The following is a 17,418-nucleotide window of genomic DNA, read 5'->3' on the forward strand; positions in this document are numbered from 1 at the left end:
AGGAATGCCGGGAGGAGCAGCATGGATCTCATCTCGCTCGACGACGTCCGTGCGGCCGCCGACCGCATCCGCGGATCGGTCGTGCGCACGCCGCTGGTTCCCGCGCCGTGGGCGGACCCCGAACGCCCGCTGTGGATCAAACCGGAGAACCTCCAGGCGATCGGCGCCTTCAAGGTGCGCGGCGCGTTCAACGCGATCGCGGCGCTGGACCACCCGACGCGCGCCGGGGGAGTGGTGGCCTACTCCAGCGGCAACCACGCCCAAGCCGTCGCCCACGCCGCCGCGCACTACGGGATTCGGGCCTGGATCGTCATGCCGGAGGAGACGCCGCCGGTGAAGGTGGCGGCCACCCGCACCTGGGGCGCCGAGGTGGTGCTGTGCGGCGCGGGTGAACGGGAGCGGGTGGCCGAGCAGCTGGTGGCCGACACCGGCGCGGTGCTGATCCCGCCGTTCGACCACCCCGACGTGATCGCCGGGCAGGGCACCATCGGCCTGGAGATCGCCGAGGACCTTCCCGGGCTCGACGTGCTGCTGGTGCCGGTGAGCGGCGGCGGCCTCGCCTCCGGCATCGGGACGGCCGTCAAGGCGCTGTGCCCCCGGGCGCGCGTGATCGGCGTGGAACCGGAGCTGGCCGCCGACACCGCCGCCGGGCTCGCCGCCGGACGGCGGGTCGACTGGTCGATCACCGACCGCAACCGCACGATCGCCGACGGCCTGCGGTCCCAGCCCTCGGAGCTGACCTTCGCGCACCTGCGACACGTGCTCGACGACCTGATCACGGTGTCCGAGGACGACATTCGCGCGGCGGTGCGGGAGCTGGCGGTGCGCGCCCACCTCGTCGCCGAGCCGAGCGGCGCCGTCGCGCTGGCCGCCTACCGTGCCGTCGGCACGCCCGCGGGCAGGACGGTCATGGTGCTCTCGGGCGGCAACGTCGAACCCGCTCTGCTGGCCGAGCTGCTCGCCGGCTGAGCGCGGCCGCGTCGGGTTCGCCTACCAGGTGAGCACGAGCGGCGAGGCCACCTGGCAGCGCTCGGCCATCGCATGCAGCCAGGCGTCCTGCTCGGCCGCGGCGCGCAGGATGCGGCGTCGTCCGGACCACCCGCAGGTGCACGCCGCCGTCGCGTGCGCCAGACCGAGGGAGTGCACGTAGACCACGTCCTGGGTCCCCGCGTCGAGGGTCCCCGCCTCGAGGGTCCCCGGGTCGAATGTCGTTGCGTCGAGGGTCTTGACCATCGCTGCCTCCTGCACCGTGACGGCCCCTGACGTGACCGTGATCACATCATCGCGCTGCGGACCCGTAGATCCGGTCAAGCCACGGTCACGCTTTGGTCACCGCCGTCAGTGCACGCCCTCCATGTGGCGGCTGATCCATCCCGAGAGTGCCCACACCACCACGCCCACCACGATGGTCACCGCGCCGAGGATGCCGAAGTACGCCGCCTCGCGGGCCGGGTCGTAGTAGCCGGCCAGCACGCCGGACATCGAGGTGCCGAGGCCGACCGAGAAGAAGTACAGCGCCATCATCTGGGCGCGGAATGCCTCCGGGGCGAGCTGCGTGGTCACCGCCAGGCCGATCGGCGAGATCATCAGCTCCGAGATGGCGAACACCGCGAGGATCGCCGCGACCGCCAGCGCGGGCACCGTGCGGCCCGTGCTCCCCGCCATCGGCAGGAACAGCAGGAACGCCGCACCCATGCCCATGACGCCGTAGGAGAACTTGCGGGGCGTGGTGGGGGCACGGTTGCCCAGCCGCGTCCACAGCGCGGCGAACAGCGGGGACAGCGCGATGATCCACACCGGTTCGATCGAGCCGATCCAGCTCGAGGGCGCCGTCCACCCGAAGATCGACCAGTCCATGCGCTCGTCGGAGTACACCGCCAGCACCGTGAAGATCTGCTGGAACAGCGACCAGAACACGGCGTTCGCGATGAACAGCGGGATGAAGGCGCGCACCCGCGTCTTCTCGACCGGCTCGACCTTGGCGCTGGTCAGCATCACCGCGAAGTACGCGACCGACGCGGCGATGATGACGGCGGTGGTCACCTGCGAGAGGTTCGCCAGCGTCACGATGCCGGTCGCCAGCGCGACGCCGACGATCACCAGCACCACGACCGCCATGGCGACGTAGCGGACGGCGTGCGCGTTGGGTAGCGGGTTGGGCACGTGGCGGCCATGGTCGCCGAGATTGCGGCGGAACGCGACGTACTGCACCAGACCGAGCGCCATGCCGATGGCCGCCGCACCGAACCCGTAGTGGAAGCCCACCCGGGTCTGCAGCAGGCCGGTGATCAGCGGCCCGACGAAGGCGCCGAGGTTGATGCCGAGGTAGAAGAGCGTGAAGCCGCCGTCGCGGCGGGCGTCGCCCTTGTCGTAGAGCGTCCCGAGCAGCGACGACGCGTTCGCCTTGAGTGCGCCCGAGCCGAGGGCCACCAGCACCAGGCCGACGCCGACTCCGGTGAGGCCGGGCAGCACCGCCAGCGCGATGTGCCCGAGCATCACGACCACGCCGCCGTAGAAGACGGTGCGCTCCATGCCCAGCAGCCGGTCGGCGATCCACCCGCCGAGGACCGTCGACAGGTACACCAGACCGCCGTAGGCGCCGACGATGCCCGTGCCGGTGCTCTGCGGCAGTCCCAGCCCGCCATCGGTCACCGAGTAGTACAGGTAGTAGCCGAGGATCGTCAGCATCCCGTAGAACGAGAACCGTTCCCACAGTTCGACGCCGAACAGGTTGACCAGCCCGATGGGGTGACCGAACACGGTCCGGCCCCCGACGAGCGTTTCTCGATGCCCCGAAGTCATGCGGTCACCCTGCCACGTCGGTCCGAACGCCACCCAGCGGTTGCGCCTCCGGCGCCTCGGTTGGGTAGGGTCACCACAGATGAGGTGGCCACGCCTCGTGCCGCGGAGGCTCGCGCGTCCGCGCCGATCGAACCGTCCCGCGTCAGGGCTGGAGGCCGTTCGAGGTGGCCGCCGCGTGGTCCGAAGGGATGCGTGTGGACGCAGTACTCGGGTTGTCGATGACGCCCCATTCCGTCGGCGTGGTGCTCGTCGGAGGGCAGGACGCCGACGGCGCCACGATGGACGGCAACGCCTTCGACGTGCGGACCGACGCCGTCGACACCCCGGAACGGGCCGCTGACGCGGTCCGCCGCACCGAGGCCCTCGCCGCCGAACGCGGCCTGCGGCTGCACTCCATCGGCGTCACGTGGAGCGAGGACGCCGACGCCGAGGCGTCCGTGCTCATCCGCTCGTTGGCCGACGCCGGCTTCGACAACGTCGTGCCGGTCCGGATGCCGGCGGCCACCGAGGCGCTCGCGCGGGGGATGGCCGAGGTGATCGGGCACGACACCACCGCGGTGTGCGTCGTCGAGCCCGACGCCGTGATCACGCTCATCGTCAACGCCCGCGACGGCGCGGTCCAGACCGCCTTCAACCATGCGATCGACTCCGACGAGAGCCTCGCCGGGTGGCTCAGCACCATCTTCACCCGGGCCGACTGGCAGCCCGAGGCGCTGGTGCTGGTGGGATCGGCCGGCGACTTCAGCACCGTGGCACCGTTCCTCGAGGACGTCCTGTCGGTGCCGGTGTACGCGCCCGAGGAGGCGCAGCTGGCACTCGCGCGTGGCGCGGCGCTGGCATCCGCGCAGACCGGCGACGCGCCCTTGGACGACGAGTTCGCCGCGTTCGCCACGCGCAGCCACGCCGCACCCCGCTCCCGGCGTGCGCGGCTGCCGATGGCTCCTGCCGCGCTGCTGGTCGCCGGTGTGGTCACGTTCGTCGCGTCGGTGTCGGTGGCGATCAGCCTCGAGGTGACGCCGACCCACGACGCGCCGTCGCCGCAGCCGGCGGCCGCGGCCGACGCCCCGGCCGCACCGGTCGCCGCGCGGGCCGTGCCGTCGGTGCTGTCGCCGCCCGTCGCCGTCCCGCCGTCGCCCGAGGCGCTGCCGCCTGCCCCGGAAGCGCCGGCACCGGCCCCCGAGGCACCGCCGGTCGAGATCGCCCAGGCGCCCGAGACCGCCTTCGTTCCGGAGGCCCCGGCCGCCGTCGAGGAGCCGCCGGTGGCCGCGCCCGAGTACCCACCCGCCGAGGTGCCGGCGACCGATCCCGCGCTGGTGGCCCCGCCGGTCGTCGCGTCGCCACCGCAGACCGCCCCGGGCCCGCTGGTTCCGAACTACGCCCCGGCGCCGACGAAGAAGCCGGGCATCCTGTCGCGCATCCGCGACAAGCTGCGGTTTGGTGACGACGAGCAGTACCAGTCGCCGTACGTCCCCGGTCAGTAGCACCGACCGCCTTGGCGACACCCGGCTGGCTGCGCATCGGTCTGCGCACGGCGATCGTGCTGGCCGTCGTGCTGGCCGTGGTGGTCGTCGAGCTGACGTCGCGCTCGGGGGTCACCTGGCGGCTGGTCACGTTCACCTATCAGGCGAACCTCCTCGCCGCGGCGTACTACCTGTGGACGCTGCTGTCGCCGACGGCGAACGCGCGCAACGGAATTCGTGGTGCGGTCGTGCTGTACGTGGTGGTTGCCGGTCTGGTGTGGAACCTGTTCCTGACCGAGCGCAGCATGGGCTACACCCCGGCCAACTTCCTGCTGCACGTCGTCGTGCCGGTCCTCGCCGTCGTCGACTGGCTGACGATTGGCCGCGGCGACGGCGTCCGCTGGTGGCAACCGTTGGCGTGGCTGGCGTATCCGGCGGTCTACGGGGTCGTCGCGCTCGCGGTGCTCAACGGCGCGGGGCGGCGCGCGCCCTACTACTTCCTCGACCCGACCAGCGTCGGCGTACCGACGGTGGCGGTGAACATGGGCTTGCTGCTGGGCGGCTTCCTGGGCCTGGGATATCTGTTGGCTGCGCTGGCGCGCGGACGTTCGGCTAACGCCTGACGTCCGGACGGCGATCTACCCTGTGAGTGACGTCTACTTCGGAGGATGACCTTGTTCGACACCATGCGACGCCTGCTGGCGGTCTCGGGCCTGGCCACCCTCGTGGTGGCGGCGTCGATCGGCGTGGGCAGCGCCCACGCGGCCGCGCCCACCGGGCAGCAGGCCGTGGCGTCCGTCTCGCCGGCAGCCGGTGACGTGGTCGGCGTGGCCGCGCCGGTGACGGTCACCTTCGCCGGATCGGTGCCCGACCGTGCGGCCGCGCAGCGCAGCCTGCGCTTCACCTCGGGCGGCGCGCCGTCGGGACGCTTCAGCTGGCCCGCCGACGACGTCATGCAGTGGACGCCGGACGGCTTCTTCCCGGCGCATTCGACGGTCGCGCTGTCGGTCGGCGGGGTGAAGACGAACTTCCGCACGGGTGCCGAGGTGCTCGGGGTGGCCGACATCGACGCCCACACCTTCACCGTCAGCATCGACGGCGTCGTCGCCCGCGAGATGCCGGCATCGATGGGCAAGCCGAAGTTCCCGACGCCCATCGGCACGTTCTCCGCGCTCGAGAAGCAGAACGTCGTCGTCATGGACTCCCGGACCATCGGCATCCCGCTCAGCGACGCCGAGGGCTACAAGCTCACCGTGTACGACGCGGTCCGGGTGACCTGGGGCGGCGTCTACGTCCACGGCGCGCCGTGGTCGACCGGATCCCAGGGCAACTCGAACGTCAGCCACGGCTGCATCAATCTGAGCGCCGACAACGCCGCCTGGTACTACGACCAGGTCAGCGTCGGCGATCCGATCATCGTCCGGGCGTAGCCCCGTGCAGGTTCCGCGCGGTCGGTGACACCGGGACGGCGTCGGGGTCGGGAGCCGTCCCGAGGACGCGGTCGGCCGTTCCCGAGGTCGTCACCGTGAACCAGAAGTGCTCATTGCGGAAGTGGTGGTGCCGGTGGTGGCGCCACACCGCGCGGTAGGCGGCCGACGTCGGCTTGTAGTCGCTGTGAATCAGGTAGTGACACCACTCGTAGGCCAGGCCGAACGCCGTCAGGCACACCAGGAACGTCAGCCCGAGCCCGAGGCGAGGGGCGAGCAGCGCGACGGCGAGCGCGGCCGGCAGGATCCACAGCAGGGCCTGCCAGGGGATGAAGATCAGCGGTACGTCGCGCGGGTCGACGTGGTGTGCGCGATGCTTGCGCGCCAGGAGGGGATCCACCACCAGCGGTCCGAACCGCCGCGGCCGCCAGTGCAGGATCACCACGTGCACGGTCCACTCGACGAACGGGAAGACCGCGAGCATGACGAGCGGCACCAGGGCGTCCGTCGGCTGCCAGTCTCCGATGGCGATCCGCGCGGCGAGCGCCGCGACAAGCGTGCCGCCGATCATCCACGGGGACGGATGCCTGCGGAATTCGCGCGCGGCGTCGCCGAGGGAGAAGCCGCGTCGCGACGGGCGGCCGGCGGCCGAGGTGGCGGTCATCGGTTCTCCTCCAGGGCGGTGAGCGCGCCGAGCAGTGCCACGGTCGCGGGCTCGAGCAGGGCGCGCGCGGCCTGTTCGGCGGCGGCGGGGTCGCTGCGGCGGATGGCCTCCGCGACGGCTCGGTGGGCATCGGGACGCCCCACCTCGTCGGCCATCATCGACGCCAACGCGTCGAGGGCCGGTTCGTAGGTCGCGCGCAACGTGTTGAACATGAGGCGGAAGGCGATCGAGTCGGCGCCGTCCACGACGTGATCCCAGAAGGCGAGTGCCACCCGCTGCCGCGCGACGGGGTCCGCGGCCGCGGCGAGGTCCGCGACGACGGCGTCGAGACGATCCGGCAGGTCCGCCGGGCGGCGGCGCGCGGCCAGTTCGGCCACCTTGGGTCCGTTGTGCAATCGCGTCTCGAGGATGCTGCGGACGACGGCGGTGTCGATCACGCCGTCGCGGACGAGGAGCCGGGGGAGCAGGTCGAGACCGGCGTGGTGACGGAAGTCGCGCACGGTGGTGACGCCGCCCTGCCGGACGTCCACCAGGCCCGCCGCGGTGAGCCGCTTGAGTGCCTCGCGGATCGCGGGTCGCGAGACGCCGAGCACCTCGGCGAGCCGGCGTTCGCTCGGCAGGGGCTCACCGGGTTGCATGCCGCCGCTGAGGACTTCACCGACGATCTGTTCGAAGACGTCCTCGGGGACCGAGCGGCGGTGGACGGGGTGCAGCGCCATGCGACGACCATGGCATGGCAGACGGCCAGAGGTCAAGTGGTCAGACCAGTGCACCCACGTCCACCGGACCATCTACGCGCCCCGGGTCACTCAGGCCACCGGCATGCCAGCCCGGCCGGTGTAGTCGACCTGCCAGTGCTTGATGCCGTTCAGCCAGCCCGACCGCAACCGTTCCGGCGCAGCCAGGGACCGCAGGTCCGGCATGGCGTCGGCGATCGCGTTGAACATCAGGTCGATCGTCATCCGGGCCAGGTTGGCCCCGATGCAGTAGTGCGCACCGGTGCCGCCGAAGCCGACGTGCGGGTTCGGGTCGCGCAGGACGTCGAAACGGTAGGGGTCGGTGAAGACCTCCTCGTCGAAGTTAGCCGACCGGTAGAACATCACCACCCGCTGGCCCTTGGCGATCCGTACGCCGCCGAGTTCGGTGTCCTCGAGCGCGGTGCGCTGGAACGACGTCACGGGCGTCGCCCACCGGACGATCTCGTCGGCAGCGGTCCCGGGACGTTCGCGCTTGAACAGCTCCCACTGGTCGGGGAACTCGGTGAACGCCATCATCCCCTGGGTGATCGAGTTGCGGGTCGTCTCGTTGCCGGCCACCGCCAGCAGGATCACGAAGAAGCCGAATTCGTCGTCGGAGAGTTTGTGCCCCTCGACGTCGGCCTGCACCAGCTTGGTGACCAGGTCGTCGCCCGGCGTGGCCGACCGCTCGGCGGCCATCTGCATGCCGTAGGTGATCAGTTCGACCGACGCGCTGATCGCGTCGTTGGTCGCAAACTCGGGGTCCATGTCGCCGACCATCTGGTTCGACCAGTGGAACAGCTTCATCCGGTCCTCCTGCGGCACGCCCATGAGCCCGGCGATGGCCTGAAGCGGCAGTTCGCAGGAGACCTGTTCGACGAAGTCACCGGACCCGGACGCCGCGGCGGCCGCGACGATCTCACGGGCGCGCTCGGCGAGGTCGGCCCGCAACTGCTCGACCGCGCGCGGCGTGAACGCTCGGGAGACGATCTTGCGCAGGTGTGTGTGATGCGGGGCGTCCATGTTGAGCAGCACGAACTTCCCGGTGTCGATCTGCGCCTGGACGGTGCCGTCCTTGTACCGCGGAAGTGCCGTCTTCGCCAGGCTGGAGAAGACGTCGCTGCGCCGGGACACCTCCTTGACGTCGCGGTGCTTGGTGACGACCCAGAACCCGCCGTCGTCGAACCCGCCCGCACCGTCGGGTTGGGCGTTCCACCAGATCGGCGCCACCTTGCGCATCTCGGCGAGTTCCTCCACCGGCAACCGCTCGGCGTAGATGTCCGGATCGGTGAAGTCGAAACCGGGGGGCAGATGCGGCTCGGGCATGAACGATGCTCCTCACACGAGGCGATCTAGTGGCGTAAGGCATTGCTACACCACTGGTCGGAGCGATGAGGGCACGTTGGCGAATCTCGTTGTGGAACGCGTTCTCGCCATCGGGAAGCGGTCGCGCCACGGGTCGGCGCGGCGCGCCGGGCGCCCACCTGTAACGATTGGTGCCCGTTTCGAGAAGCACTCCGTAGCAACCGGCGATAACATCAGTCCCTGCCGTAACAGTTCCCGAGAGGCCCCGTGATGAAGAACGACGCACGTAGGTTTCTGACGGCCGCCGTGGGCGGTGCGTCTGGTCTGATCGCTGCGGTGTGCATCGCCGCACCGGCTGCCGCCGTCCCGGTGGATCCGGCGCCGCCTGCGCCTGCGCCGGCGCCCGGCCCGCTGGTCCCCGCGCAGGCCGTTCCGGTCGCCGCACCCGCGGCGCCCATCGTCAATCAGGCCGCGACGCCGGCGGCCCCGGTCGCTGCTTCGATCGCGCCCGGCCCGGCGCCCGCAGCCCCGGTCGCCACGCCGGCCGACGGCGGCGTACCGGCCGCGCCCGCGGCGGGCACGCCGCACCTCGCGAGCCCAGACGCGCTGCCGCCGGGCTCGACGATGGACCCGACGGCGCAGGGCAACCAGAACCCGAACGTGAGCTACCTCAAGGATCTGTGGCACGCGGTGCAGAACCAGGAGATCAGCGGCAAGGAGGCGTTGATCCTCGGGCTCGCGCAGCGCGGCATGAACACGCCCTACCCGCAGCAGGCCGCGGGTCCGAACGTCCCGGTCTCGCCGGGGGATCAGCCGGCGCCGCCGGCCGCCCCCGCTCCGGTGCTGCCCGCGCCGGCGCCGGGCGCCTGAGCCGACGCCCTCACCGCCTCCACTCGCGCCGGCACGTGCTTGTGCCACGGCGTGCCCGCGTACGCATCGCGCCAGTCGGTCGAGGTGAGCGCGTTCGGGGCGACACCCGGGGTGTGCGAGCGCCCGTCGGCGTCGAGGTGATCGAGTCCGTACCCGTTGGGCAGCGACACGTGTCCGGGCTGCATGGCGTCGGAGACCTCCACGGTAGCCTCGGCCGACCCGGCCGCGGTGCTGATGCGGGCCCGACCGCCATCGACCAGCCCGATCCGTTCGGCGTCCGCCGCGCTGATCCGCAAGGCCCCGTCGACGTCGCGCGTGCGCCAGCTCGGGTCGCGCAGGATGTCGTTGGCCGTGAAGGCGCGCCGTTCGCCGGCCGAGAGCACCAGGGGATACTCCGCGCTGGTCAGCGTCACCGGAGCGGTCCGCAGCGCGGCCAGATCGGTCAGTAGCTCCGGTATCTCGAGCGCGATCCGCCGGTCGTCGTGCGTGATGAGGTCGAAGTCCTCGGCGTAGTCATGTTCGGAGAAGGTGATGCCGGAGCGGCCGGCGAGGATCGCCTCGAACAGGGCGTTGCCGTCGGCATGCCCCGCGCGGCGGACCGCGTCGGGGTAGGCCATCGCGGTCTTCTGCGCCAGGCCCCACAGGGCCGCCGCGCCCGCCATGCCCTCGCCGAGCGTGGGGCCGAGGGTCTCGTAGAGCACGTAGGGCAGCACCCGGCCGAGTGCGGGATCGCCCGCGACGGCGGCGAGGAACGCCTCGGCGTACGCGTCGAGCCCCTCCTCGGCGGCACGGCGCAGCGGCCGCAGCGCATCGTCGTCGACGACACCCAGGGCACGCACCAGTCGCGCCCAGATCTCCGGCTCGGGCAGCGTGCCGGGAAGCGGCGCGAAGATCGGATGGCGTAGCTGAAAGGTGTTGTGCGGGAACTCCAGATTGAAGAACGTCGCCTCGGGCTTCTCGAACTGGCTGGCCGCAGGCAGCACGTAGTGGGCGAGCCGCGCCGTCTCGGTCATCGCGACGTCGATGACCACCAGCAGTTCGAGTGACTCCAACGCCGCGCGCACCGCCGCAGAGTCCGCCACCGAGTGGGCGGGGTTGCTGCTCTCGACGATCATGCCGCGCAACCGGTCCGGATGGTCGGTGAGGATTTCCTGGGGCACCACGTTGCTGGGCACCAGGCCGGCGATGATGGGGGAGCCGGTGACCGGTGTCCGGCCGACACCGGACGCGGCGAACAGTGGCGCGAACGACGAATGCAGGTGTTGCGCACCAGGTTTGGCGAAGTTGCCGGTGAGGATCCAGAGGAGCTTGTCGAGGTAGCTGCACAGCGTGCTGTTCGGCGCCTGCTGCACGCCGAGGTCCTCGAAGACCGACACGCTGGCCGCGGTGCCGATGCGCCGCGCGGCGGCGCGCAGCAGCGCCTCGTCGACACCGCACCGGGCGGCGTACTCGGCGATCGGTACGTCGCGCAGTGCGGCGCGCACGGGCTCGACACCGGTGACGTGCGCTGCGAGGAACGCCTCGTCGCACAGGTTCTCGGTGACCAGCACGGCCGCGAGTGCCGCGAGGCACCAGGCGTCGGTCCCCGGCCGCACCCGCAGGTGGTAGTCGGCCAGCTTCGCCGTATCGGTGACCACGGGGTCGATCACCACCATGGAACGGCCCGGGTCCTTGGCGATCTCCTGCAGCACCACCCGGGCCCGCGGAAAGCTCTGCGACATCCACGGGTTCTTGCCGACGAACACGGCGACCTCGGCGTGCTCGAACTCGCCGCGGGTGTGTCCGCCGTAGAGCTGCCGGTCCACCCAGTGCTCGCCGGTCTTTTCCTGGGCCAGGGCATTCGAGCGGTACCGCGAACCGATGGCCCGCAGGAACGCTCCGCTGTACGCGCCGCCGAGGTGGTTCCCCTGACCACCGCCGCCGTAGTAGAAGACCTTGTCGCCGCCGTGGTCGTCGCGGATGCGCGCGAAACCCGCGGCGATCTCGTCGATGGCGGTGTCCCAGTCGATCTCCTCGTAACCGCCGTCGGCGCGACGGCGCAGCGGGCTGGTCAGCCGGTTGCGGTCGTTCTGATAGTGGTCGAGCCGCAGCGCCTTGTTGCAGGTGTAACCGCGCGACGCGGGATGCTGCTTGTCCCCGCGGATCTTGGCGATCCTGCGGCCGTCGGTCCGGACCACGATGCCGCAATTGCACTCGCAGAGGATGCAGGCGGTCGGGTGCCAGGTGTCGTCGGTGCTCGTGTCGTCGGTGCTCGTGTCGTCGGTGCTCGTGTCGTCGGTTGTCGTGTCGTCGGTGGTGGTCACGGGGTCTTCCCTTCGCCGAGTTCGGCGGCGACGAGGGCTCGCAGCTGCCGGTGCACGAGATGCAGCGGTGTCAGGTCGCGGGTGGCACGGGCGACGACGAGCGCGCCCTCCACGGACGTCAGGAGCAGCATCGCGAGTTCCTCGGCGCGTGCGGATGCGACGCCGTCGGAGACGAGCCTGCTCTCGATGAGCCGGACCCACCGCGCGAAGGCGGCGGCGGCGCGCTCGAGCACCGGAGCGTTGTCGGCCTCGACCGCCACGGCCACCACGGGGCAGCCCGCGCGGAAGTCGGTGGTCCGAAGCGCGTCGGTGAAGCCGTCGGCGATGACGTCGATGGCCGCCAATGCGTCCGGGGCGGCCGCGATGCGGCCCGCCGTGAACTCGGCGGCGTAGTCCACCGCTTCGCACAACAGTTGCGTGCGCCCGCCGGGGAAGTGGTGATAGGCGGAGCCGCGCGGCGCCCCGCTGTGGGCGAGCACGTCGGCGATGGCCGTCGCATGCGCGCCGCGCTCGCGGATCAGCAGCGCGGCGGAGACGATCATGCGGTCGCGGGGACTGGCCACCCAGGCTCCTCACTCCTCGATTATGTAGAGCAGCATACATAGAAGCGGCGCGTGCGTTGCCCCCTTTCACGACGAAGCCCCCTCCCGGCACGGGAGGGGGCTTCGCCGAGGACGGCGCCGGGTCAGACCGAGGCGGCCTCGTTGAGTTCGCTGAGCGTGTTGGTGGCCTCGAGGTACTCCTGAACCCAGCGTTCGATGACGGTCGAGGTCTTCTCGACCTTCTCGAATTGACCCACCACCTGGCCGACCGGGTTGAAGGCGACGTCGACGGTCTCGTTCGGGTACTTGTGCGTCGCCGCGACGGCGAGGCCGGACACCATGAACTGCAGCGGCATGCCGAGCGGCTTGGGGTTGTCCGGGTTCTCCCACGCCTCGGTCCAGTCGTTGCGCAGCATCCGCGCGGGCTTGCCGGTGAAGGACCGGCTGCGCACGGTGTCGCGGCTGCCGGCCTTGATGTAGGCCGCCTGCTGCACCGGCGTGTTCTCGGCCTCCTCGACCATGAGCCACTGCGACCCCGTCCAGGCGCCCTGCGCACCGAGCGCCAGCGCCGCGGCGATCTGCTGACCGCTGCCGATGCCGCCCGCGGCGAGCACCGGCACCGGCGCCACCTCCTTGACCACCTGTGGCCACAGCACGATCGACCCCACCTCACCGCTGTGCCCGCCGGCCTCGCCACCCTGGGCGATGATGATGTCGACGCCGGCGTCGGCGTGCTTGCGCGCCTGGCTCGGCGAGCCGCACAGCGCGGCGACCCTGCGGCCCTCGGCGTGGATGTGTTCGATCATGTCCGCGGGCGGCGTGCCGAGCGCGTTGGCGATCAGCGTCATCTTCGGGTGCCGCAGCGCGATCTCGACCTGCGGGGTGGCGGTCGCCTCGGTCCAGCCCAGCAGCCGCAGGGTGTTCTCGTTGTCCTCCGCGGTCAACGGCACGCCATGGTCGACCAGCACCTTGCGGGCGAAGTCGAGGTGTTCCTGGGGCACCATGTCCTGCAGCATCTTCGCCAGCTCGTCGGCGGACAGGTTGGAGTCCATGCCCTCGTACTTGTTCGGGATGACGATGTCGACGCCGTAGGTGTGATCGCCGATGTGCTCGTCGATCCAGTTCAGTTCGATCTCGAGCTGCTCGGGGGTGAAGCCGACGGCGCCCAGCACGCCGAAACCGCCGGCCTTGCTGACGGCGACCACGACGTCGCGACAGTGGGTGAAGGCGAAGATCGGGAACTCGATGCCGAGTTGATCGCAGAGTGGGGTGTGCATACCGGCTCCTAGGTGCGCCGCGGAAAAGAATTGGAACGTGTTCTAGTTTTTTACCCGTTGGCCCCCGTGTCGGTCAACGTCCCGCGCCCCGGCCCGCGCGCCGACCTCGACACCGCCGGGGAATCCGCTTAGCGTCGTTCGCGAATCGCGTTGGCACACGTGATCGGGCTGCCGAAGGACCGACGACCGTGACGCACTGGCTCCACCACTCGCTCGTCCTCGCCTCGGACTACCGCATCCCGAGGCCGGAGAAGGTGTGGCCGCTGTTGGAACGGCGGCAGCGGGGCCTCGCCCAGATGGGCGCGCACCACGTGCTGGTGTACACCTCGACCAGCGACCCGGGTCGCGTGCTGGTGCTGATCGCCATCCATGCCCGCGAGCCCATCCTCGACCTGCTGCGCTCGCGGATGATCTTCGACTGGTTCGACGCCGTCGGCGTCCGGGACATCCCGGCGGTGTTCGCCGGGGAACTCGTCGACCGCCTCGACTTCGCCGGCGAGGCCGGTCCCCGCGCACCCGAGGTGCTGGTCTCGGTGGTGACGCCCGTCGAGGACCTCACCGCTCTGCTCACCCACGTCCGCGCCACCGCGCCGGAACTGCGGGGTGCCGGCGTGCGCAGACTGTCGATCTTCAACGCCTTCGACGACGAGCGCGAGGTGATGATGCTCTTCCAGATCGACGACGAACGGCACGCCCGGCACTGGCTGCGCGATTCCGACCTGTCCTCCGAGTGGTTGGGCCGCGCCGGGATCGGCGCCTACCCGCCGGTCTTCATCGGCCGGTTGCGCAGCCTGCTGCGCATCGACGAGGCCGACGCCGTCGACCAGCCGGGTCCCACGGGCCGTCCCTGATGTACGTCTGCCTGTGCGCGGGCGTCACCAACCGTGCCGTCGCCGAGGCGGTGGCCGCGGGAGCGCGCACGTCGGCTCAGGTGGCCGCGGCGTGCGGCGCCGGAGCGGAGTGCGGTCGCTGCCGCCGCACGGTGCGGGCCCTCATCGACGCTGCCGCCACGCCGAGACCTGGCGGAGCAGGCGCGCGGGCACCGAGGGAGCGCCCGCGGTGAGGCGCAGCACCGGCCACCCCTGGCGGGCCGCCTCGGCGGCCAGGCCCGAGCGTGGGTTCACCGGTCGCGGCATGCCGACGTCGCGCATCAGGTGCACGTCCTCGTCCCCGTCGGCGTAGAAGTAACTGCGGTCCAGCGACACGCCCGCGCCGGCGCTGAACCGGCGCGCCGCGGCGGCCTTGCCCGCACCCCACACGATCGGCCGGACGATCTCCCCGGTGAGCGCCCCGGCGGCGTCGACCTCGAAGTGGTTGCAGATCACGTGGTCGATGCCGAGGTAGCGGGCCACCGGTTCGGCGTGGATCGTCAGCGCCGACGAACTCATCGCCACGGTGTGCCCGCGCTCCTGGTGGGCCGCGACCACGGCGCGCATCGTGGCGAACACCCGGGTCTCGATGTGCCGGCGGAACAGGTACTCCCCGAGGTCGTCGAGGTCGGCGAGCGACTCGCCGCGCAGATAGCCGGCGGCACGGACCACCAGCGGCTCGAACTCCATCCGGCCCAGCCGGTAGCGCAGCGACGCCTCGATCACTCCCAGCACCTCGCCGACGTTGGCCTGCCGCTGACGGATGCGGTGGCCGGCGTGCACGGTGGCGGTGAACCCCGACACCAGCGTGCCGTCGAGGTCGAAGAACGCGCCGATCGAGGGGTCCGCGGGACTCGCGGCGATGGCCGACAGCTGCTCCTCGGGCGTGGTCGTGGTCACGGGCGACGCCACGCCGATGGGATCACCACGCCACCATTTCAGCACCAACGGCCGACATGCGCGCCAACAGACGGCAGTCGATGGGCATGTCGTCACGATCATCGGCTAGGTTCGTGCACAGCAGTTTCGTTCTCGACGGGTTCAGTCCGCAGCCTCGACGAGCAATGAGAGTCGAGCCGTGTCGCAACCCAGCGAGCCGGCCAAAGAGGGAAGATGGGCCTTGGACGAACAACGCGAAGCACCAGCTACCGGCGCGGCCTCGTCGGGATCGACGTGCGAGGTGAGTGAACGGCAGATCGGCGACGTCGCGGTCGTCGCACCCACCGGGGTCGTCGACATGCTGACCGCGCCGCAGCTCGAAGAGGCGATCCGCTCCGCTCTGGGCAAGAAGCCGAACGCCCTGGTGGTCGACCTGACCGCCGTCGACTTCCTCGCCTCCGCGGGCATGGGCGTGATCGTCGCCGCGCACGAGGAGAAGGACGACGCCACCACGTTCAGCATCGTGGCGGAGGGGCCGGCCACCAGTCGCCCGCTCAAGCTCGTCGGCATCGCCGACATCGTTCCGCTGTACGCCACGCTCGACGAAGCGCTCGGCGCTCTCGAGTCCTGACCAGCAACGGCGGTAGCGGTGTCGGGACACGCTTATCGAGGGGATCGACGGGGTAAGCACCGGCTGCCATGATCGATTCCATGCCCACCGCGGACGTCGACGACGCCCAGCGATTCGCACGCGTCGGCGTCCCCGCGGACGCACTGACCGCCGCGCAGATCCGCGACGAGTTCGCGCAGTGGCTGCGCCAGTCCTTCGACATCGATCCCGTCCGGACCAGCGACCTCGTCCTGGCCGTGAACGAGGCGCTCGCCAACTGCGCGGAGTTCGCCTACGTCGGTGCCCCCGAGGTCGGCACCATGGATCTCCAGGCGTGGCACGACACCGCCCGGCAGACGATCGTCGTGGTCGTCGCCGACGAGGGCACGTGGCGCAACCCGGAGTCGCCCCGCGCGCTGAGCCGCGGTCGCGGCATCCCGCTCATGGAGGCGCTGTCCGACCATGCCGACATCGACACCTCGGAGTCCGGGACGCGCGTCCGGATGGAGTGGTCGAACGTCGCCGCAGCGCAGGTCAGCTGACCGCCGGTCGGACCAGGCCCGTCCCCGTGACGAGCGGTAGATCGAGCGTCGTCCGGATTCCCGGCGGTGCGGCGAGCACGTGCGGGATCGCGTTGACGATGCGTCCGGCGGCCGCGAGGATCGCCGCGTAGTTGTGGTCGCCGTGCCGGCTGGTAGGGCAGACGTCCATGACGTAGGACGGCTCGCCGACGATCTCCACCCGGTAGGAGCCGCCCTCCTGCGCCGGTTGCGCCCAGTCCGGGCGCAGGTCGGCGCGCAGCCGGGTGACGTGCTCGACCACGATCACCGGCTCGCCGTTCACCAGGCCCTCGATCTGGAAGCGCAGCGCCGCCACCGTGCCCTTGGCGATGGTCCCCACGGCGACGTCGAAGTCCTCGGGCGCCGGTTCCTGCTCGACGGAGTCGCGGATCTCGTCCACCTCGATGCCCAGTCCCGCGGCCAGCTGGCGGATGGCGGTGCCCCAGGCGATGCTCAACACCCCCGGCTGGAACAGGATCGGCAGGTCGCCCATCTGGTTGCCGAAGCCCATGACGTCGAACATCACGGTCGCGCCGTCATAGGTCGCGTAGTCCGCGATCTCCATCGTGCGGATTCGTTGGATGCTCCGGCAGGTCCCGGCGAGCGCGAACGGCAGCAGGTCGGTGGCGAAACCCGGGTCGACGCCCGTGATGAACACCGTCGAATCGCCCTGCCGCGCGGCGTCCTCGACACGCTCGATGTACTTGTCCGGCACCACCTGCCACGGGTACTGCAGCACGCCCGGTGCCGAGCCCACCACGTCGATTCCGGCGGCGAGGATGCGCCGGACGTCGGCCATCGCCTCCGGCAGCCGGGTGTCGCCCATCGCGCAGTACACGATGCAGTCCGGGGTCGAGGCGATCACGGCGTCGAGGTCGTCGGTCGCGGCAACGCCCGTCACGACGTCGAGTCCCGCGAGGTCGCCGGCATCCCGGCCGACCTTGGCCGGTGTGGACACCCAGACATCGGTCAGCTCGAAGCGCGGATCGCCGACGAGCTGACGGAGCGCGAGGCTGCCGCAGTTGCCGGTGCCGACGAGTGCGACGCGAATCGCCATGGCGTGGTCCTCCTGTGGGTCGGATGCCCACGCAGTATGCGGCGGTCGGCCCGGAA

At 71.0% G+C, this 17,418-nt stretch carries 19 protein-coding genes; 9 read left to right on the forward strand and 10 right to left on the reverse strand.

Annotated elements, in window-relative coordinates; translation table 11 throughout:
- The first annotated feature begins 21 nt into the window (after positions 1–21).
- Positions 22–969: a threonine ammonia-lyase gene (locus FZ046_RS20345; RefSeq protein WP_070353226.1), complete on the forward strand. Its 948-nt coding sequence runs from the start codon at positions 22–24 to the stop codon at positions 967–969.
- Between the two features lie 21 nt (positions 970–990).
- On the opposite strand, the gene FZ046_RS20350 is transcribed toward FZ046_RS20345, so the two are convergent.
- Both FZ046_RS20350 and FZ046_RS20355 read right to left on the reverse strand, forming a co-directional pair.
- Positions 991–1,233, reverse strand: a complete 243-nt coding sequence (locus FZ046_RS20350) for a hypothetical protein (protein WP_125939714.1) — start codon at positions 1,231–1,233, stop codon at positions 991–993.
- 105 nt (positions 1,234–1,338) lie between these two features.
- Complete coding sequence (locus FZ046_RS20355; protein WP_070353237.1) at positions 1,339–2,802, reverse strand: peptide MFS transporter; 1,464 nt, start codon at positions 2,800–2,802, stop codon at positions 1,339–1,341.
- Positions 2,803–3,020: 218 nt separating this feature from the next.
- Here FZ046_RS20355 and FZ046_RS28180 point away from each other — a divergent pair, with 218 nt between their 5' ends.
- From FZ046_RS28180 to FZ046_RS20370, 3 genes are read left to right on the forward strand one after another with little or no spacing between them, the layout of a single operon-like run.
- On the forward strand, positions 3,021–4,283 hold the full coding sequence (locus FZ046_RS28180) for a DUF7159 family protein (RefSeq protein ID WP_149484303.1): 1,263 nt from the start codon (positions 3,021–3,023) through the stop codon (positions 4,281–4,283).
- Positions 4,284–4,294: 11 nt separating this feature from the next.
- Positions 4,295–4,885 (forward strand): Pr6Pr family membrane protein, encoded by a 591-nt coding sequence (locus tag FZ046_RS20365; RefSeq protein WP_070356411.1) that lies wholly within the window; start codon positions 4,295–4,297, stop codon positions 4,883–4,885.
- Positions 4,886–4,930: 45 nt separating this feature from the next.
- Positions 4,931–5,692 carry a L,D-transpeptidase gene (locus FZ046_RS20370; protein WP_070356410.1) on the forward strand — a complete coding sequence of 254 codons (762 nt, stop codon included), beginning with the start codon at positions 4,931–4,933 and terminating at the stop codon, positions 5,690–5,692.
- Here the strand turns inward: FZ046_RS20370 and FZ046_RS20375 are convergent.
- The 3 genes from FZ046_RS20375 to FZ046_RS20385 all read right to left on the reverse strand — a co-directional run bounded on the left by FZ046_RS20375 (position 5,676) and on the right by FZ046_RS20385 (position 8,416).
- A complete protein-coding gene (locus FZ046_RS20375) occupies positions 5,676–6,353 on the reverse strand; it encodes a sterol desaturase family protein (protein WP_070356409.1) in 678 nt (225 codons plus the stop codon). The two genes, FZ046_RS20370 and FZ046_RS20375, sit on opposite strands and share 17 nt — an antisense overlap.
- Positions 6,350–7,072 carry a FadR/GntR family transcriptional regulator gene (locus tag FZ046_RS20380; protein ID WP_070356408.1) on the reverse strand — a complete coding sequence of 241 codons (723 nt, stop codon included), beginning with the start codon at positions 7,070–7,072 and terminating at the stop codon, positions 6,350–6,352. The genes FZ046_RS20375 and FZ046_RS20380 overlap by 4 nt, the downstream gene beginning before the upstream one ends.
- A gap of 90 nt (positions 7,073–7,162) precedes the next feature.
- Positions 7,163–8,416, reverse strand: coding sequence for a cytochrome P450 (locus FZ046_RS20385; RefSeq protein WP_070356407.1), 1,254 nt, complete (start codon positions 8,414–8,416; stop codon positions 7,163–7,165).
- Positions 8,417–8,665: 249 nt separating this feature from the next.
- On the opposite strand from FZ046_RS20385, the gene FZ046_RS20390 reads away from it, so the two are divergent.
- Entirely contained in the window at positions 8,666–9,265 is a 600-nt protein-coding gene (locus tag FZ046_RS20390) for a hypothetical protein (protein WP_149484304.1), read from the forward strand.
- Here the strand turns inward: FZ046_RS20390 and FZ046_RS20395 are convergent.
- The 3 genes from FZ046_RS20395 to FZ046_RS20405 all read right to left on the reverse strand — a co-directional run bounded on the left by FZ046_RS20395 (position 9,205) and on the right by FZ046_RS20405 (position 13,387).
- On the reverse strand, positions 9,205–11,469 hold the full coding sequence (locus tag FZ046_RS20395; protein ID WP_070355573.1) for a molybdopterin-dependent oxidoreductase: 2,265 nt from the start codon (positions 11,467–11,469) through the stop codon (positions 9,205–9,207). The two genes, FZ046_RS20390 and FZ046_RS20395, sit on opposite strands and share 61 nt — an antisense overlap.
- A gap of 95 nt (positions 11,470–11,564) precedes the next feature.
- Complete coding sequence (locus FZ046_RS20400; RefSeq protein ID WP_070355549.1) at positions 11,565–12,131, reverse strand: TetR/AcrR family transcriptional regulator; 567 nt, start codon at positions 12,129–12,131, stop codon at positions 11,565–11,567.
- 122 nt (positions 12,132–12,253) lie between these two features.
- The gene (locus FZ046_RS20405; protein ID WP_070355550.1) at positions 12,254–13,387 is read right to left on the reverse strand and encodes a nitronate monooxygenase; all 1,134 of its coding nucleotides are present in this window, start codon (positions 13,385–13,387) and stop codon (positions 12,254–12,256) included.
- 188 nt (positions 13,388–13,575) lie between these two features.
- Here FZ046_RS20405 and FZ046_RS20410 point away from each other — a divergent pair, with 188 nt between their 5' ends.
- Both FZ046_RS20410 and FZ046_RS20415 read left to right on the forward strand, forming a co-directional pair.
- Positions 13,576–14,238, forward strand: a complete 663-nt coding sequence (locus FZ046_RS20410; RefSeq protein WP_070355551.1) for a fatty-acid--CoA ligase — start codon at positions 13,576–13,578, stop codon at positions 14,236–14,238.
- Positions 14,238–14,450 (forward strand): (2Fe-2S)-binding protein, encoded by a 213-nt coding sequence (locus FZ046_RS20415; protein WP_083298508.1) that lies wholly within the window; start codon positions 14,238–14,240, stop codon positions 14,448–14,450. The genes FZ046_RS20410 and FZ046_RS20415 overlap by 1 nt, the downstream gene beginning before the upstream one ends.
- On the opposite strand, the gene FZ046_RS20420 is transcribed toward FZ046_RS20415, so the two are convergent.
- The gene (locus FZ046_RS20420; RefSeq protein WP_070355574.1) at positions 14,380–15,156 is read right to left on the reverse strand and encodes an HAD family hydrolase; all 777 of its coding nucleotides are present in this window, start codon (positions 15,154–15,156) and stop codon (positions 14,380–14,382) included. The genes FZ046_RS20415 and FZ046_RS20420 overlap by 71 nt on opposite strands.
- A gap of 220 nt (positions 15,157–15,376) precedes the next feature.
- Here FZ046_RS20420 and FZ046_RS20425 point away from each other — a divergent pair, with 220 nt between their 5' ends.
- Positions 15,377–15,766 carry an STAS domain-containing protein gene (locus FZ046_RS20425; protein ID WP_070355552.1) on the forward strand — a complete coding sequence of 130 codons (390 nt, stop codon included), beginning with the start codon at positions 15,377–15,379 and terminating at the stop codon, positions 15,764–15,766.
- Positions 15,767–15,846: 80 nt separating this feature from the next.
- Positions 15,847–16,287, forward strand: coding sequence for an ATP-binding protein (locus FZ046_RS20430; protein ID WP_407664423.1), 441 nt, complete (start codon positions 15,847–15,849; stop codon positions 16,285–16,287).
- Here FZ046_RS20430 and FZ046_RS20435 read toward each other — a convergent pair.
- Positions 16,280–17,362, reverse strand: a complete 1,083-nt coding sequence (locus tag FZ046_RS20435) for an NAD(P)H-dependent amine dehydrogenase family protein (RefSeq protein WP_070355554.1) — start codon at positions 17,360–17,362, stop codon at positions 16,280–16,282. The genes FZ046_RS20430 and FZ046_RS20435 overlap by 8 nt on opposite strands.
- Positions 17,363–17,418: the final 56 nt, after the last annotated feature.

The sequence above is a fragment of the Mycolicibacterium grossiae genome, assembly GCF_008329645.1.
Lineage (GTDB): Bacteria > Actinomycetota > Actinomycetes > Mycobacteriales > Mycobacteriaceae > Mycobacterium > Mycobacterium grossiae.

Coding starts and splice junctions, on each gene's coding strand:
- FZ046_RS20345 (WP_070353226.1), top strand. CDS start 22: ATGGATCTCATCTCGCTCGACGACGTCCGTGCGGCCGCCGACCGCATC.
- FZ046_RS20350 (WP_125939714.1), bottom strand. CDS start 1,233: ATGGTCAAGACCCTCGACGCAACGACATTCGACCCGGGGACCCTCGAG.
- FZ046_RS20355 (WP_070353237.1), bottom strand. CDS start 2,802: ATGACTTCGGGGCATCGAGAAACGCTCGTCGGGGGCCGGACCGTGTTC.
- FZ046_RS28180 (WP_149484303.1), top strand. CDS start 3,021: ATGACGCCCCATTCCGTCGGCGTGGTGCTCGTCGGAGGGCAGGACGCC.
- FZ046_RS20370 (WP_070356410.1), top strand. CDS start 4,931: ATGACCTTGTTCGACACCATGCGACGCCTGCTGGCGGTCTCGGGCCTG.
- FZ046_RS20375 (WP_070356409.1), bottom strand. CDS start 6,353: ATGACCGCCACCTCGGCCGCCGGCCGCCCGTCGCGACGCGGCTTCTCC.
- FZ046_RS20380 (WP_070356408.1), bottom strand. CDS start 7,072: ATGGCGCTGCACCCCGTCCACCGCCGCTCGGTCCCCGAGGACGTCTTC.
- FZ046_RS20385 (WP_070356407.1), bottom strand. CDS start 8,416: ATGCCCGAGCCGCATCTGCCCCCCGGTTTCGACTTCACCGATCCGGAC.
- FZ046_RS20390 (WP_149484304.1), top strand. CDS start 8,666: ATGAAGAACGACGCACGTAGGTTTCTGACGGCCGCCGTGGGCGGTGCG.
- FZ046_RS20405 (WP_070355550.1), bottom strand. CDS start 13,387: ATGCACACCCCACTCTGCGATCAACTCGGCATCGAGTTCCCGATCTTC.
- FZ046_RS20415 (WP_083298508.1), top strand. CDS start 14,238: ATGTACGTCTGCCTGTGCGCGGGCGTCACCAACCGTGCCGTCGCCGAG.
- FZ046_RS20430 (WP_407664423.1), top strand. CDS start 15,847: ATGCCCACCGCGGACGTCGACGACGCCCAGCGATTCGCACGCGTCGGC.
- FZ046_RS20435 (WP_070355554.1), bottom strand. CDS start 17,362: ATGGCGATTCGCGTCGCACTCGTCGGCACCGGCAACTGCGGCAGCCTC.